The 14795-nt window shown below is 55.6% G+C and carries 14 protein-coding genes; all 14 read left to right on the top strand.

The features are described from left to right. Positions 1-58 precede the first annotated feature (58 nt). The 14 genes from nusB to DQG13_RS13230 all read left to right on the top strand — a co-directional run bounded on the left by nusB (position 59) and on the right by DQG13_RS13230 (position 14699). Positions 59-508: a transcription antitermination factor NusB gene (nusB, locus tag DQG13_RS13290; RefSeq protein WP_113020258.1), complete on the top strand. Its 450-nt coding sequence runs from the start codon at positions 59-61 to the stop codon at positions 506-508. A 351-nt stretch (positions 509-859) separates the two neighbouring features. Beyond that, positions 860-1717 (top strand): bifunctional methylenetetrahydrofolate dehydrogenase/methenyltetrahydrofolate cyclohydrolase FolD, encoded by an 858-nt coding sequence (gene folD, locus DQG13_RS13285; RefSeq protein ID WP_113020257.1) that lies wholly within the window; start codon positions 860-862, stop codon positions 1715-1717. An 8-nt stretch (positions 1718-1725) separates the two neighbouring features. Beyond that, positions 1726-3090, top strand: a complete 1365-nt coding sequence (xseA, locus tag DQG13_RS13280) for an exodeoxyribonuclease VII large subunit (protein ID WP_113020329.1) — start codon at positions 1726-1728, stop codon at positions 3088-3090. Next, entirely contained in the window at positions 3083-3352 is a 270-nt protein-coding gene (gene xseB, locus DQG13_RS13275; RefSeq protein ID WP_113020256.1) for an exodeoxyribonuclease VII small subunit, read from the top strand. The genes xseA and xseB overlap by 8 nt, the downstream gene beginning before the upstream one ends. 5 nt (positions 3353-3357) lie before the next feature. Beyond that, positions 3358-4278: a polyprenyl synthetase family protein gene (locus DQG13_RS13270; RefSeq protein ID WP_113020255.1), complete on the top strand. Its 921-nt coding sequence runs from the start codon at positions 3358-3360 to the stop codon at positions 4276-4278. 179 nt (positions 4279-4457) lie between these two features. Continuing rightward, complete coding sequence (gene dxs, locus DQG13_RS13265; RefSeq protein WP_113020254.1) at positions 4458-6341, top strand: 1-deoxy-D-xylulose-5-phosphate synthase; 1884 nt, start codon at positions 4458-4460, stop codon at positions 6339-6341. Positions 6342-6497: 156 nt separating this feature from the next. Then, positions 6498-7358 (top strand): TlyA family RNA methyltransferase, encoded by an 861-nt coding sequence (locus DQG13_RS13260; RefSeq protein WP_181592744.1) that lies wholly within the window; start codon positions 6498-6500, stop codon positions 7356-7358. Between the two features lie 101 nt (positions 7359-7459). After that, positions 7460-7930, top strand: a complete 471-nt coding sequence (locus DQG13_RS13255; protein ID WP_113020252.1) for a hypothetical protein — start codon at positions 7460-7462, stop codon at positions 7928-7930. 45 nt (positions 7931-7975) lie between these two features. Continuing rightward, positions 7976-8425 carry a transcriptional regulator AhrC/ArgR gene (ahrC, locus tag DQG13_RS13250; protein ID WP_113020251.1) on the top strand — a complete coding sequence of 150 codons (450 nt, stop codon included), beginning with the start codon at positions 7976-7978 and terminating at the stop codon, positions 8423-8425. Positions 8426-8552: 127 nt separating this feature from the next. Beyond that, a complete protein-coding gene (gene recN / locus DQG13_RS13245) occupies positions 8553-10298 on the top strand; it encodes a DNA repair protein RecN (RefSeq protein WP_113020250.1) in 1746 nt (581 codons plus the stop codon). Positions 10299-10417: 119 nt separating this feature from the next. Further along, entirely contained in the window at positions 10418-11743 is a 1326-nt protein-coding gene (gene spoIVB, locus DQG13_RS13240) for a SpoIVB peptidase (protein WP_113020249.1), read from the top strand. Positions 11744-12335: 592 nt separating this feature from the next. Next, complete coding sequence (spo0A, locus tag DQG13_RS13235; protein ID WP_113020248.1) at positions 12336-13157, top strand: sporulation transcription factor Spo0A; 822 nt, start codon at positions 12336-12338, stop codon at positions 13155-13157. Between the two features lie 219 nt (positions 13158-13376). After that, on the top strand, positions 13377-13544 hold the full coding sequence (locus DQG13_RS30765) for a hypothetical protein (protein ID WP_181592735.1): 168 nt from the start codon (positions 13377-13379) through the stop codon (positions 13542-13544). Positions 13545-13766: 222 nt separating this feature from the next. Next, on the top strand, positions 13767-14699 hold the full coding sequence (locus DQG13_RS13230; protein ID WP_258525663.1) for a methylenetetrahydrofolate reductase: 933 nt from the start codon (positions 13767-13769) through the stop codon (positions 14697-14699). Positions 14700-14795: the final 96 nt, after the last annotated feature.

Raw genomic sequence — 14795 nt, 5'->3', positions numbered from 1 at the left:
CTGGAGTGCCCTTTCATGGGGTTTTGTTTTGTATCGAATAGGGGGTTGAAGTCGTCCGATGAGACGCAGATTAGCCAGAGAGCTCGCCGTACAGAGCCTGTATCAATTGCGAATGAATGAAGTGGATGTGGATCACGCCATCCGGATGGTTATTGAAGAAGCGCTGCAGGAGAACGAGGCCGAGCTGCGCCAGAAGAATGAGGATATTGTGCCCGGTGATGTCAAGGAACTGGTGGCAGGAACGGAAGAGTACCTGGCCGCCATTGACAACCTGCTCACCGACTACCTGAAGGGCTGGTCCATGGACCGCCTGTCCAAGGTGGACCGGGAAATTCTGCGCCTGGGCGTGTACGAAATGGTCTTCCGCGAGGATGTGCCGCCCAAGGTTGTGGTCAACGAAGCCATCGAAATGTCCAAGCACTTCGGCACCGAGGAATCGGGCAAGTTCGTCAACGGCGTGCTGGGCAAAATGATCACTCAGCTGGAAGGCATCAAGGACAAGCTGTAGGGACGGTTCCCGTGTGCATTTATAGGAACATGATGCGTCTGTGCCTGTAACCGCCATTTTCGTTCTTGTTGCTGGCTGCTGGGGCCATAGGCGATTCTAACGGCGGTAAAAGCCTCTATTTGCTGAAAATATGCCTTTGCAAAAAACTAACGGCGGCCAGCGCCGTTATGCAGCCGATTGGGAGCTGTTAGGAGTCGTTTTGGCTCTAATAACGTCTGTGGCTGCCGTTAAAATTTCAGAACCTCTTTTTTTGGCAAAATAAGAGCGCCTACCGCCGTTAGAATCTCAAACGCAATACCGGACAGGCCTTATGCCCTGATCCGTCAATAAAGAAAATCTGGGGGGAGTTACATGTCGGCGCAAGTGATTAACGGCAAGGAATTGGTCCAAGCTGTCCGCGAGCACTTCAGGCTTGAGGTGGAGGAGCTGGCCCAAAAGCAGGTTCAGCCCGGACTGGCGGTGGTGTTGGTCGGCAACGACCCGGCTTCCGCCGTCTATGTGCGCAACAAAGCCAAGGCCTGTGAAACAGCCGGCATCTATTCCGAGGTTCACCGTCTGCCTGAGGATACCGGCGAAACTGAGCTGCTGGCTCTGGTGGAGCGCCTGAACGGCGACAAGCGGATCAACGGCATTCTCGTCCAGCTTCCGCTTCCCCGTCATATCAATGAAGACAAGGTGATTGACGCCATCCATCCGGACAAGGATGTGGACTGCTTCCATCCCGTGAATGTGGGCAATCTGATGATCGGCAAACCCGGGTTTTTGCCATGTACCCCCGCCGGTGTCATTGAGGTGCTGAAGCGGATGAACGTGGACATTGCCGGCAAACATGCCGTGGTGGTCGGCCGCAGCAATATTGTGGGCAAACCCATGGCGATGCTGCTGCTGCGGGAGCATGCCACTGTAACCGTCTGCCATTCCCGGACGCCGGATATGGAGAAGATCACCTCCCAGGCGGATATTCTGGTAGCGGCCGTAGGGCGGCCGCAAATGATCAAGGCCAAGCATATCAAGCCGGGGGCCGTTGTCATCGATGTGGGAATTAACCGTCTTCCCGACGGCAAGCTGGTGGGGGATGTGGATTTTGACGATGTGCTGGAGACGGCGGGGATGATTACCCCGGTTCCCGGCTGCGTCGGGCCCATGACCATTTCCATGCTGCTGGCCAACACCATCGTTTCGGCCAAGCGGGCAGCCGGGCTGGAGTAACGGCCATGATGCCCGAGAAGGGGCCGGAGCAGGCCATCACCGTCAAAGAGCTGACCCGCTACATCAAGGCCCGGCTGGAGCAGGACCAGCGCCTGTCCGATGTGTGGGTCCGCGGAGAGATTTCCAACTTTACCCGCCATTCCAGCGGCCATATGTATTTTACCCTGAAGGATGCGGACAGCCGGGTGAAGGCGATTATGTTCGCCTCCTACAACCAGCGCCTGCCGTTTATTCCCAAGGACGGCACCAAGGTGCTGGCCAAGGGCGGCATCTCCGTCTATGAGCGGGACGGCCAATATCAGATGTATGTGACCCAGATGCAGCCGGACGGCGTAGGCAGCCTTTATCTGGCCTACGAGCAGCTGAAGCAGCGCCTGGAGGCGGAAGGACTCTTCGCCGTCCACCGCAAGCGGGCCATCCCCCGGTTTCCCCGGGCCATCGGGGTGGTCACCTCCCCCACGGGAGCGGCCGTCCGGGATATTATCATTACCCTGCAGCGGCGCTTTCCCGCTATTCCCGTCCAGCTCTATCCGGTGCTGGTCCAAGGGACGCAGGCGGCGCCTTCCATTGTCAAGGCCATCCGCCGCCTCAATGAGGCGGGAGAGGTGGATTTGCTCATTGTGGGCAGAGGCGGCGGCAGCCTGGAGGAGCTGTGGGCGTTTAACGAGGAGGCGGTGGCCCGGGCCATCTATGCCTCGCAGATCCCGGTCATCTCCGCCGTTGGGCATGAAACGGACTTTACCATCGCCGACTTTGTGGCGGATCTGCGGGCGGCTACCCCCACCGCCGCCGCCGAGCTGGCGGTCCCCCACCACATGGAGCTGCGGCAGCAGCTTGCGGTGGAGCAGGAGCGGATGCGCAAGGCTCTTCAGCGCAGGCTGCAGGAGGGCCGGGAGCGTCTTTTCCTGGTCCGGCGCTCGCCTTATTTGCTGAATCCGCGGAAGCAGCTGCTGGAGCCGGTGGAACGGCTGGACCGGCTGACGGAGCAGCTGGGCTACCGGATCAACAGGCGTTTGGCCAATGCGCGGGAGGCCCGGATGAGCCTGACCCACCGGCTGGCCCGGCATGATCCCGGCGAGCAGGTGATTTACGCCCGGCGCCAAAGCGATGCCCTCGGCCGCCGGCTGGCCGCCGCCATGCAGGCCTTGATGAAGGACAAGCAGGCGGGCTTTGACGCGGCGCTTAGGCAACTGGACGCCCTGAGTCCGCTCAAGGTCATGCAGCGCGGCTACAGTCTGGTTTATAACGAAAAGGAAACCGCACTTATAAAATCAATTCATCAAATACAGCCGGGAGATCTGGTCAGGGTCCGTCTCGCCGACGGCCGTCTGGACTGCCATGTATGGGCCATGGAGGAGAATGCGGATGGATAAGGAAATCATTTCTGCCGGCTGGGCCGGTGAATCGGAGCTTAGCTTTGAAGCGGCAATGGAGCGCCTGGAGATCATTGTGGGCCGGCTGGAGAATGGGGATGTTCCCCTGGAGCAGGCCATCGAGCTGTTTCAGCAGGGAATGAAGCTGTCCCATCTGTGCGGCAAGAAGCTGGAGCAGGTGGAGCGCAAAATCGAAATTCTGGTGGAAGAAAACGGCTCTCTCGCCAAGAAGCCTTTTGCCGCCGGTGCGGATGAAGGGTGAGGGATATGAAATCTTTTGACGCGCTGAAGCAGGCTGACATCAAGGATTACATCGGGCATTGGCAGGCTGTGACGGAAGAGCAGCTTGCCTCCTGTCTGCCGGCCGAGTGGCAGGTGCCGGGGAAGCTGCGGGAGTCCATGCATTATTCGCTGATGGCCGGAGGCAAGCGCCTGCGGCCTGTTCTTGTCTATGCCGCCGCCGAAGCGGCGGGAGGCAGTCCGAAGGCGGCGCGGTATGCGGCGGACGCCATCGAGATGATCCACACCTACTCGCTGATCCATGATGATTTGCCGGCAATGGACAATGATGATTTCCGCCGCGGCAAACCCACCAACCATAAGGTGTTCGGCGACGCCATGGCGATTTTGGCGGGAGACGCGCTGCTGACCCATGCTTTTTATTCCATTACCCAGGCGGGCAGGGCCGGCGGCGTGCCGGCGGAGACTGTGCTGGACATGATGGAGGAGCTGTCGGTTTATGCGGGGGCCAAAGGCATGGTAGGCGGCCAGGCAGCGGATATTCTGGGCGAGCAGGGGGCCACCGGCAAGGCGGAGCTGGAGTTTATCCACACCCACAAAACAGGGGATCTGATTGTTTTTTCCCTCAAGGCGGGAGGCCGGACGGCAGGAGCCAGCCCGGAGCAGCTGAAGGCGTTGGAGGTGTACGGCTACAGCATTGGCCTGGCCTTCCAGATTCAGGATGATATACTGGACATTACTGGGGATGAAGCCAAACTGGGCAAGCCGGTGCACAGCGACGAGGCCTCCCAGAAGGTGACCTACCCGTATCTGTACGGCTTGGAGGAGTCCCGCCGGAAGGTGAGGGAGCTGACGGATGCCGGAAAGCAGGCTGTTCTCGAAGCGCAATTTGCCGCCCCCCGCAGGCTTCTGGAGCTGGCGGATTATCTGGTGCATCGGGAATTTTGAGGCTGTAAGGGGCCGCCGGGCAGGATGTTCTGATTGGCAATAAAAATTGCCTCTGGGGACAAGCCCGTTTCTCCGAAAGGACTCCGATAGGAGTTTTTTTCGTCGCCAGGTTTCGCGTTGTGGCGGTTTTCCGGACTGTGATATAATGATGCATATTTAAACACGAAAGCGGGGCTACAATAGTGCTCGATCAAATCAACCAGCCGGAAGACCTGAAAAAGCTGAATATGGAGCAATTGGAGGCTTTGGCGGGAGAGATACGGAGGTTTCTGATCGAAAAACTCTCGTCGACGGGAGGACATCTGGCGCCTAATCTGGGCGTTGTGGAATTGACCTTGGCCCTGCATTACTATTACCAGTCCCCCCGGGACAAGATCATATTCGATGTCGGACACCAATCGTATGTGCACAAGATCCTTACCGGGCGCAAAGGGAATTTCGATACTCTGCGCAAGTATAAGGGGCTGTGCGGCTTTGTCAAGCGCAGCGAAAGCGAGCATGATGTTTGGGAGGCCGGCCACAGCAGCACCTCTCTGTCTGCGGCCATGGGCTTTGCCAGCGCCCGGGACTTGCAGCACAAGTCCAATAAAGTGGTGGCGGTGATCGGCGACGGCGCCATGACCGGCGGCATGGCCTTCGAGGCTATGAACCATATCGGCCACGAGGGGAAGAATCTTGTAGTCATTTTGAATGACAACGAAATGTCCATCGCCCCCAACGTGGGAGCCATGCATAATTATTTAAGCAAAATCCGTTCGGACCGGCATTACCTGAAGGCCAAGGATGATGTGGAATACCTTCTTAAGAAAATCCCGGCCATCGGCGGCAAGGTGGCCAAAACCGTGGAGAAGCTGAAGGACTCCCTCAAGTATCTGCTGGTGAACGGGGTGCTGTTTGAGGAGCTGGGCTTTCAGTATATGGGCCCGGTGGACGGCCATAATTTGCCCCAGCTGCTGGAAACGCTGCGCCAGGCGGATAATCTGGATGGGCCGGTGCTGATCCATGTGCTGACCTTAAAGGGCAAGGGCTACTCCCCGGCGGAGGCGGATTCCCATACCTGGCACGGCATCAGCCCGTACAAGATCGAATCCGGCCAGGTGATGAAAGCCTCCGGGCCGCCCATGTATACGGAGGTTTTCGGCAATGCCCTGATCGAGCTGGCGGAGGCGGACAGCCGGATCGTCGCGGTCACTCCGGCCATGCCCGGGGGCTCGGGGCTGTTGAGGTTTCAGGAGCGTTTTCCGGATCGCATGATCGATGTGGGCATTGCCGAGCAGCATGCCGCCACCTTCTGCGCCGGATTGGCCATGGAAGGCATGAAGCCGGTTTATGCGGTTTACTCCACCTTCATGCAGCGGGCTTATGACCAGATTGTCCATGATATTGCCCGCCAGAATCTCAATGTGGTCTTTGCCATTGACCGGGCCGGTTTTGTGGGGCCTGACGGAGAGACCCATCAGGGGATTTATGACATGGCCTTTATGCGCAGCATCCCCAATCTTACGGTGATGATGCCCAAGGATGAGCAGGAGCTGCGCTCCATGCTGTACACGGCCCTCCAGTACGATGACGGCCCCATTGCCCTCCGGTATCCCCGGATTAGCGGCAGAGGGGTGGAGCTTGCGCCTATGTCGCTTATTCCCATCGGCAGCTGGGAAGTGGTGCGGGGCGGCAGCGACGGGGTTGTGCTGGCTGTGGGGCCGATGGTGGAGGTGGCCGAGGAGGCTGCCCATAGACTGGCGGCCCATGGCATTTCTCTCCGGGTGGTCAACGCCCGCTTCATCAAACCCATGGATCAGGCGATGCTGCTTGCTTTGGCGGCGGAACACCTGCCGGTAATTACCATCGAGGAAGGGGTCCGTATGGGCGGCTTCGGCTCGGCGGTGCTGGAGTTTTATGCCGATCATGACATTTACGGGCTGCCGGTGAAAAACCTGGCCATTCCCGATTATTTTGTAGAGCACGGAAGCATCAAGGAGCAGCGGGCGGAGGTCGGGCTAACCGCAGAAAGCGTGGCCGGACAACTGGCCGCCTTCATCCAGAAGAAACGGCAGCATGCCTAAGGCGAGGCGTTGGCAGGAGTCTGTCCGACGAAAGGAAAAGCGAATCAATATTCATGATGGAATGACTGGGAGGGAAAGGAATGAAATCGGATGAATATTGATTCGCTTAAGCAACTTCGTCGGACAGACTACCAGTATAGCGCCGGGGAGGACAGTGTGGCAAAAGAGAAGGAACGGATTGACGTCCTGCTGGTGGAGCAGGGCTATTATGAAAGCAGGGAAAAGGCCAAGGCCGCGGTAATGGCTGGACTGGTTTTTACCGGAACGGAGCGGCTGGAGAAGCCCGGCATGAAAATAGCCCGGGACCTCCCGCTGACCGTCAAAGGCGCCCCCCATCCTTATGTCAGCCGCGGCGGCCTGAAGCTGGAAAAGGCAATTACCGCCTTCGGCTTGAAGCTGGAGGATGCCCGTATGCTGGATATCGGGGCCTCCACCGGCGGATTTACGGATTGCGCGCTGCAGCACGGGGCGGCAAGGGTATATGCCATTGATGTGGGCTACAACCAGCTGGACTATTCTCTCCGCAATGACCCGCGGGTGCATGTGATGGAACGGACCAATTTCCGCTATATGGAGCCTGAGCATCTGGAGGAATTTGTGCCTGACTTTGCCTCCATTGATGTTTCCTTCATCTCCTTGCGCCTGATCCTGCCCGCCCTGGCCAAGCTGCTGCCCGGCGGGGGACGGATTGTCGCCTTGATCAAGCCGCAGTTTGAGGCCGGGCGGGAGCAGGTGGGCAAATCCGGCGTGGTCCGGGATGCCAAGGTCCATGAGAGTGTGCTGGAAACGGTGCTGGAATTCGCCTGGCAGCTGGGATTTGTGCTGGAGGGGCTAACCTATTCTCCGATTACCGGCGGGGAAGGCAATGTGGAGTTTTTGGCATACTGGACTTACAAGGGCGCGGCCCCTGGGGACGCCTCTTCTGAACAAGGGGACCGGGACAAGCCTGACTATGCAGGCCTCATCCGGGAGACCGTACATCAAGCCCATCACACCTTCCGTTCTTCGCCGGGATGATTTCTCCAAGCCAAGGGACGCCGACAGGCGGTTGTGTCCTCGCGCTTGCAGGATTTTTCCCGGGTCTCCTAGAACAAGAATAGTATTCGGGGGGATGCGGAATGTACAGAGGCGACAGCCTGATTCTCTTTCTTCTCAGTATCTTCATCATCGGATGGCTGCTCTACCGGTTCCGGCATTGGCTGTTGGCTCCGCCTAAAGGCAAGTCCGCCATTGACCCGGACCCGGAGGTGCCGGCTACGGCGGCAGTGGAGCTGTTGGAATTTTCGGGTTATGAGGTGTTGACCGGCAAACGCCGGATACCCATCCAGATTCAGGTGAATGACAGAGAGATGCTGGAGAGCAGGCTGTTCATCGATCATTTCGCCGCGGAAGAGGACAAGCTGTACGTGGTCAAGGTGGCCCGCGACCGCAAGCCCTTGGACTGGACAGGCAGCGGGCTCCGGGACCAGCTGCTGGTGTACCAGCTTCTGTATCCGGAGGCGGAAGGGATTCTGTACGTGGACCCCCGGCAAAGGAGCATCGAGAAAATCCGCTTCGATGTTCCTGCGGAGGAAAGCCGCACCTCGTAAGGATGCGCTTGCTTGGCAGTACCGTCAAATCGTAAGGAGGACAATATGAAAGGCCAACGTCATCTCAAAATTAGGGAGATTCTGGCGTCCCAGGACATTGAGACCCAGGACGAGCTGGTGGAAGCGCTTCGCACCGCCGGCTACAATGTGACCCAGGCTACGGTATCGCGGGATATCAAAGAGCTTCATCTGATCAAAACCCCCTTAAGCAGCGGCCATTACAAGTATGCGCTTCCCAGCGAGCAGCGGGTGAACCCTTTGTCCCGGCTGAAGCGCGTTCTGTCGGAGCATTTTGTCGGCATTGATTTTACGGAGAATTTAATCGTGATGAAAAGTATGCCGGGTACGGCCAACGCCATCGGGGCTTTGCTGGACAGTCTGGAGTGGCCCGAATTGATGGGCACTATCTGCGGCGACGACACTGTTCTCATGATCTGCCGCAGCCGCGAGCAAAGCCAGGAAATTGTACACCGGATTACCGCTATGCTGTCCTGATCTGTTCAGGGCGGCTTTTTTTTGCGGACGGGATACGAATAGGTGTTCCCTTTTTTCGCGGAATGCTGTTATAATAGGGAGGACAAGTTTTGTACGCGCATTTCAACGAAAAAAGGGGAGTTGCCCAATGCTGCAGGAGCTGTCCATCCGCAATCTGGCGGTGATTGAATCTGTCCGTCTGTCCTTTCACAACGGATTCCATGTTCTCACAGGCGAAACAGGCGCCGGGAAATCCATTATTATAGATGCTTTGGGCTTGATTGCCGGAGGCCGGGGCGCAAGCGATCTGGTCCGGTTCGGGCAGGATAAGGCGGAGATTGAGGCATTGTTCGATGTCCCTGCCGACCATCCGGTGTGGGAGGTGCTGGGAGGGATCGGCTTGACCGCCGCCGCGGATGAGCATCTGATCATCCGGCGGGAGCTGAGTGTCCAGGGCAAGAGCGTGAGCCGGATCAACGGGCAGCTGGTGAATCTGTCCACACTGCGGGAAGCGGGCGAGCGGCTGATCAATATCCACGGGCAGCATGAGCATCAGTCCCTCTTGAAGGCGGAGGAGCATATCCGCTGGCTGGATTTGTTTGGCGGGCAGGAGATCGAGGAGACCCGCTCCGCCTACAGCGCTGCATACGGTGAATATATCCGCATACATAAGGAGCTTGCGGCTCTGCGTGAAGCGGAAAAGCAGGCTCTGCAAATGCAGGACCTGTACCGCTTCCAGGTGGAGGAAATTGCCGAAGCCCAATTGAAATCCGGCGAGGATGAATGTTTGGCGGAGGAAAAGAGCAAACTAGGAAATGCAGAAAAATTGTACCAGAACGTGAACGATTCCTACGAAGCGCTGAACGCTGGCGGCAAAGCACTGGATTTGGTGCGCCGGGCGGTGCTTAAGCTCCAGGATATTGTCCAATTCGATGCGGGCCGGCTGGGGCCCGTTCTGGAGCAGATGCAGAGCTCTTTTTACCAATTGGAGGATGCAGCGTTCCAGCTCCGGGATTATCGGGACAGTGTAGAGTTTAACCCGGAGCGGTTGAATGAAATTGAAGACCGCCTCAACCTGATCTCCTCCTTCCGGCGGAAATACGGGGAGAATGTGGAAGAGATTCTCCGTTATCTGGAGAAGGTGCGTCAGGAGCTGGCGGTTTTGGATCATAAAGAGGAACGGCAGCAGGAGCTGGAAGGCCGGCTGGCCCGTCAGGAGAAGGAGTGCGTCCGCCTTGCGCTGAAGCTGTCCGGACAACGGGCGTCTGCGGGTTTAAGGCTCTCGGCAGCCATTGAGGCGGAGCTGAAGGAGCTGCATATGGAGCGGACCGTGTTCCATGTCCAGATCGGGCGGCAGGAGGACCCCAGAGGAGTGACCGTGGACGGTTCGACGGTCCGGTTAACCCGGTCGGGAATCGACCAGGTGGAATTCCTGATCGCTCCCAATCCGGGCGAACCGCTGCGGGGGCTCGGCAAAATCGCCTCAGGCGGCGAGCTTTCCCGGATGATGCTGGCGCTGAAATCGATTTTTGCCAAGGTGGACCGTATTCCCGTACTGGTCTTCGATGAGGTGGATACGGGAGTCAGCGGCCGCGCGGCGCAAGCCATTGCGGAACGGATGGCGCGACTGTCGGCGGATTGCCAGGTATTCTCCATCACCCATTTGCCCCAGGTGGCTTGCATGGCGGATGCCCACTATTATATCAGCAAAGCGGTGGAGGACGGCCGCACCTTCACCCGGGTCAAGGATTTGGATACGGCAGAGCGTGCGGAGGAGCTTGCCCGGATGCTTGGCGGCGTAGAGATCACGGAAACGACGCTATCCCATGCTTTGGAGATGCTGGCCATGGCAGAGACCCAAAAAAGGCCTTTGACAAGGAATTTAAGCAGATAATGGCCTCTTGTGCAGCTTTTTCGAGTCATAAATCGGATGGGGCGGGGTAACTTATAGGTACGCAAATGACACATGCGCCTTCTTTCATGGCGAGGAGGAGAAAAGGAGCGTGATTGGGATTGAGTTCCGTCAACCGCAAACGATTGATAGGTCTTATCATCGCTTTTTTCATTTGCTTGCTGAGCTTTTCCGCCCCGTTCCAGTGCTTTGCCAGCTTTCCCGATGAGCTGCGCATTTTTACCGGCCAGGACAAGGCGCTCCATCTGGCGATGCCCGTTACCGGCAACATCAGCATCAGAGATCCGGGGATTATGAGCGTCAACGGTTCTTCGGAGCCGACCTTCCAGGCCAATCTGAAGGAGCCCATCCATATTCACACGGCCTTAGCCGGCCAGACGGAAATGCAGGTCAAGTGGGGCAATATTCCGATTAAATCGGTCAAGGTGAAGGTGCTCCCTGATTTGCGGGTGGTCCCAGGAGGGCAAACCATCGGCGTTAAGCTGAAATCAGCAGGTGTCATGGTGGTTGGCCATCATATGGTCACAGTGGATAACGACCGGAAGATTTCCCCCGGAGAGGACGCCAAAATTCAGGTGGGCGATCTGATTCAAAGTATTAACGGCCGGAAGATTCAGGACGTGAATCAAATGGCGGAGCTGGTGGCTCAGGCGGGAAGAGAAAAGACCGAATTGGATCTGGAAATCAAACGCAATAAGGAAAAGCTCCACATCAAGTTGGCTCCTTCCTTTGACCAGAATGACAAAGCCTACAGGCTGGGCATATACATTCGCGATTCCGCGGCGGGTGTAGGCACTCTGACCTTCTATTCCCCCGATCAGAACGCTTATGGCGCATTAGGCCACGTTATTACGGATATGGACACTCAGACGCCCATAGAGGTGGGCAGCGGCGAAATTGTGCATTCCAACGTCACGTCCATTGCCAAAAGCCTGACAGGGGAGCCGGGAGAAAAACGGGCCCAATTCAGCTCCGAGAACAAAGTTTTGGGCAATATTGAAAAAAATACGCCCTTCGGTATTTTTGGCAGAATGTCTGCCCTTCCTGATCACGGTTATACCAAAGAAGCTTTGCCAGTGGCCTTTGCCGAGGATGTAGTGGAAGGACCGGCCGAAATTTATACGGTGGTAAACGGACAGAAGGTGGAGAAATTCTCTATTAGCATTACCCACGTCTCCAAACAGGATTATCCCGCCACCAAGGGAATGGTTATCAAAATTACCGATCCCCGCCTGATCGAAAAGACCGGAGGCATTGTGCAGGGCATGAGCGGCAGCCCCATTATTCAAAACGGCAAGCTGATCGGAGCCGTCACCCACGTCTTTGTTAACGATCCAACCAGCGGGTATGGCTGCTTCATCGAATGGATGCTTCAGGATGCAGGGGTATTGGACAAGCAGACTATGGAGGAGCTGAAGGCAGGCTGAGGCCTGTCTTTTTGGCATAATCAGAAGGGGAGTTCTTTCTCATCTTGCCCCGCCGCGCTTTGGTACATTATTATCTGATCCGGTTTGCAAGCACGTCTTCCTTTTTTTCTTTGGTGGCCAGTCAGGTACTTTCTGTTGCGGAACTCAGCGGCTCTTATGGTGGGGAAAGCGGGAATATGGAGGATTAGCGGAACTTAGAAACCGTTACGACCCTGATGCGGTGAAAATGGGGCGGAAATCAAGCTGCGGCGGGGAATAAGCGCTCCTCAGTTCCGTCCAGGCGGAACTCAGCGGCAAAAGCCGCTATAAGAGTCGCTCAGTTCCGCTACCTCTTCCGAATGCAGAGAGCAGGTGCGGCCAGACTATTTCCCGGTGGATCATCGGCATATGCCGGAAAGGGTAATGAAGTTGTAATAATTCGGTAAATGTGTCGAAGAATGTTGGATGATAAGACAAAATATATATTATATAAAAAACCATAAAAAAAATAAAGAAAAATAAATTTCGACAGAAGGAATTTAATCCCATGTGTCGAATTAGAATAGTCAGGAAAAACAAAAAGTACGCATCTTTGGATTGGAGGATTAGTCGAGTGCAAAAAATCGAGGTATTGTTGGCAGATGACAATCGGGAGTTTACAGCGTTATTATCGGAATTTATCAATGACCAGCAAGATATGAATGTATCCGGAATTGCTTACAACGGCAATGACGTGCTGCGTCTGATTGAAGAGGGACGGGTCCCTGATGTGCTGATTCTTGATATTATTATGCCTCATCTTGACGGTCTGGGCGTTCTGGAGAAGCTTCGGGAAATGAACATCAACCCGCAGCCCAAAATCATTATGCTCACTGCATTCGGCCAGGAGAGCATAACCCAGAAGGCAGTCCAGTTGGGGGCATCTTATTATATCCTGAAGCCTTTCGATATGGAAGTTCTGACTAACCGTATCCGCCAGCTCATCTCCCCCAATCCGATTACGGCCAATTCCATGCTGGGAGGCGGAGTATCCTCTTCTGTTATTCAGCACAAGGCCAATGTGGTTCCCATGAACAAATCCCGGAACCTGGATGCCAATATTACCAGCATCATTCATGAGATCGGCGTTCCCGCCCATATTAAAGGCTATCAGTACCTGCGGGAAGCCATCACCATGGTATACAACAACATCGAGATCCTTGGCGCCATTACCAAGACCCTGTATCCCGCCATTGCGGAACGCTTCAAGACCACCCCAAGCCGTGTAGAGCGGGCCATCCGCCACGCCATCGAAGTCGCCTGGACCCGCGGCAACATCGACAGCATCAGCCACCTGTTCGGCTACACCGTCAATATTTCCAAAGCCAAGCCCACCAATAGCGAATTCATTGCCATGGTCGCCGACAAGCTGCGGATCGAGCATAAGGTGTCGTGAAAGGGGGAAGAATAGGGGTATAGCAAGGGATAACGGACTTTTTAGAGTTATTATTGCCATGGTAATTATGGCTATAAATATCTAAAATCCGTTTAACAATGCCAATAAACTTCAAATCGCCTGGACAACAAATACCACTTATTTATTGGTCTAAAACCAGTAAATAAGTGGTATTTTTTTGTCTGTACATCAATGGCATCCATTTAGAATGACCAAAAAATGGTACCCATAGCATACTTGCATGATGAGGCCTCGATGCTCGAAGGAGCCAGATTGGCGGGAATCAGGGAAGTCGCCAAGAACATGCTGGCACTGAATATGGATATTGCCACTATAGCCAGAGCAACCGGATTATCGGAGCGGGAAATACTTGTGTTGAAGAAATAATGCCAAGGAAGCTTCCAATGTGGAGCTCCTTTGTTGTATTAGGCAGTCTTTGTATTTCGGCTATCCCTCTTTTTGGCTTTATGATACAATACGGTGAAGCCGGCAGTATCGGCCGCCTGATCGGACATAGCCTAAAACCGCTTGTTTATTGGGTTGTCTGTTAACCCGTGAACGGGCGGTTTTCTGTATCTGATCATGAATAAAAACAAGGAGCAACCCTCAATGTCCCATAAGCTTGCGGAACAGATTATGAACCGCCGGACCGGCATACTGACCTATGGCATGACCCCGCCCAAATTGGGCACACCGGAAGAAAAGCTGATCACTATAGCTGGCACCCAGCATCAGCGGATTGCGTCCCTCCCCATAGATGGACTGATTCTGTATGATGTGCAAGAGGAGGACAGCCGGGAAGGGGATCGGCCCTTTCCTTATCTGGAAGCCTTGGACCCGGGTTTTTACAGGAGCACATATTTGGGCGGGCTGCAGACCCCTTCTATTCTGTACAGGAGCGTGGGAAAGTATCGGCCCGACGAATTGGAAGCATGGGCAGCGCGGCAGCCCCAAGGAGCCTGTGCCGTGTTTGTGGGCGCATCCTCCAGCGCTCAGCCTGTAAAGACAACTTTGCCTCACGCCTTTGAGATTGGCCGCAGGTATCCCCAGCTTTTAATGGGCGGGGTGATGATTCCGGAGCGGCATATGAATACCCGGGACGAGCATATGCGGGTGATCCGCAAGATGGAAAGCGGCTGCCGCTTTTTCGTGTCCCAGGCCATCTATAATGTGGAGGCTTCTAAGGATTTTCTGTCGGACTATTATTATGCCTGCCAGGAGCAGGAGCTGGAGATGGTGCCGATTCTGTTTAATTTTGCTCCGTGCGGCTCCTTAAAGACGCTGGAATTCATCAAATGGCTGGGCATCAGCCTTCCCCGCTGGCTGGAGCAGGATTTAATCCATTCCCATGACATTCTGGACAAGTCCATTACCCTGGTTCGCAAGATCATGGATGAGCTGATGGATTTTGCGCTGGAAAAGGGAATTCCTGTAGGCTGCAGTGTGGAAAGTGTGTCTACCCGGAAGGTGGAGATAGAGGCGTCCTTGCAGCTGCTGTGGGATATCCGCGGAGATATGGACAAGAAGCTCGGCTGCGTATGATGGATGTTCAACGCCGGGGGCGGATGAATTCGCAAACGGCAGGGGAAGCTAAAGGCAGCTGAATCATTTGACACGCGAAACTGTAAATAATATAAT

This window comes from Paenibacillus sp. YN15 (assembly GCF_003285005.1).
GTDB lineage: Bacteria > Bacillota > Bacilli > Paenibacillales > NBRC-103111 > Paenibacillus_AR.
Note: the sequence above shows the minus strand (reverse complement) of the source record. Positions and strands in the feature narration are given on the sequence as shown.

Coding starts and splice junctions, on each gene's coding strand:
- DQG13_RS13255 (WP_113020252.1), top strand. CDS start 7,460: ATGTACAGAGGCGACAGCCTGATTCTCTTTCTTCTCAGTATCTTCATC.
- nusB (WP_113020258.1), top strand. CDS start 59: ATGAGACGCAGATTAGCCAGAGAGCTCGCCGTACAGAGCCTGTATCAA.
- DQG13_RS13230 (WP_258525663.1), top strand. CDS start 13,767: ATGTCCCATAAGCTTGCGGAACAGATTATGAACCGCCGGACCGGCATA.
- xseB (WP_113020256.1), top strand. CDS start 3,083: ATGGATAAGGAAATCATTTCTGCCGGCTGGGCCGGTGAATCGGAGCTT.
- DQG13_RS30765 (WP_181592735.1), top strand. CDS start 13,377: ATGGTACCCATAGCATACTTGCATGATGAGGCCTCGATGCTCGAAGGA.
- xseA (WP_113020329.1), top strand. CDS start 1,726: ATGCCCGAGAAGGGGCCGGAGCAGGCCATCACCGTCAAAGAGCTGACC.
- DQG13_RS13270 (WP_113020255.1), top strand. CDS start 3,358: ATGAAATCTTTTGACGCGCTGAAGCAGGCTGACATCAAGGATTACATC.
- folD (WP_113020257.1), top strand. CDS start 860: ATGTCGGCGCAAGTGATTAACGGCAAGGAATTGGTCCAAGCTGTCCGC.
- recN (WP_113020250.1), top strand. CDS start 8,553: ATGCTGCAGGAGCTGTCCATCCGCAATCTGGCGGTGATTGAATCTGTC.
- ahrC (WP_113020251.1), top strand. CDS start 7,976: ATGAAAGGCCAACGTCATCTCAAAATTAGGGAGATTCTGGCGTCCCAG.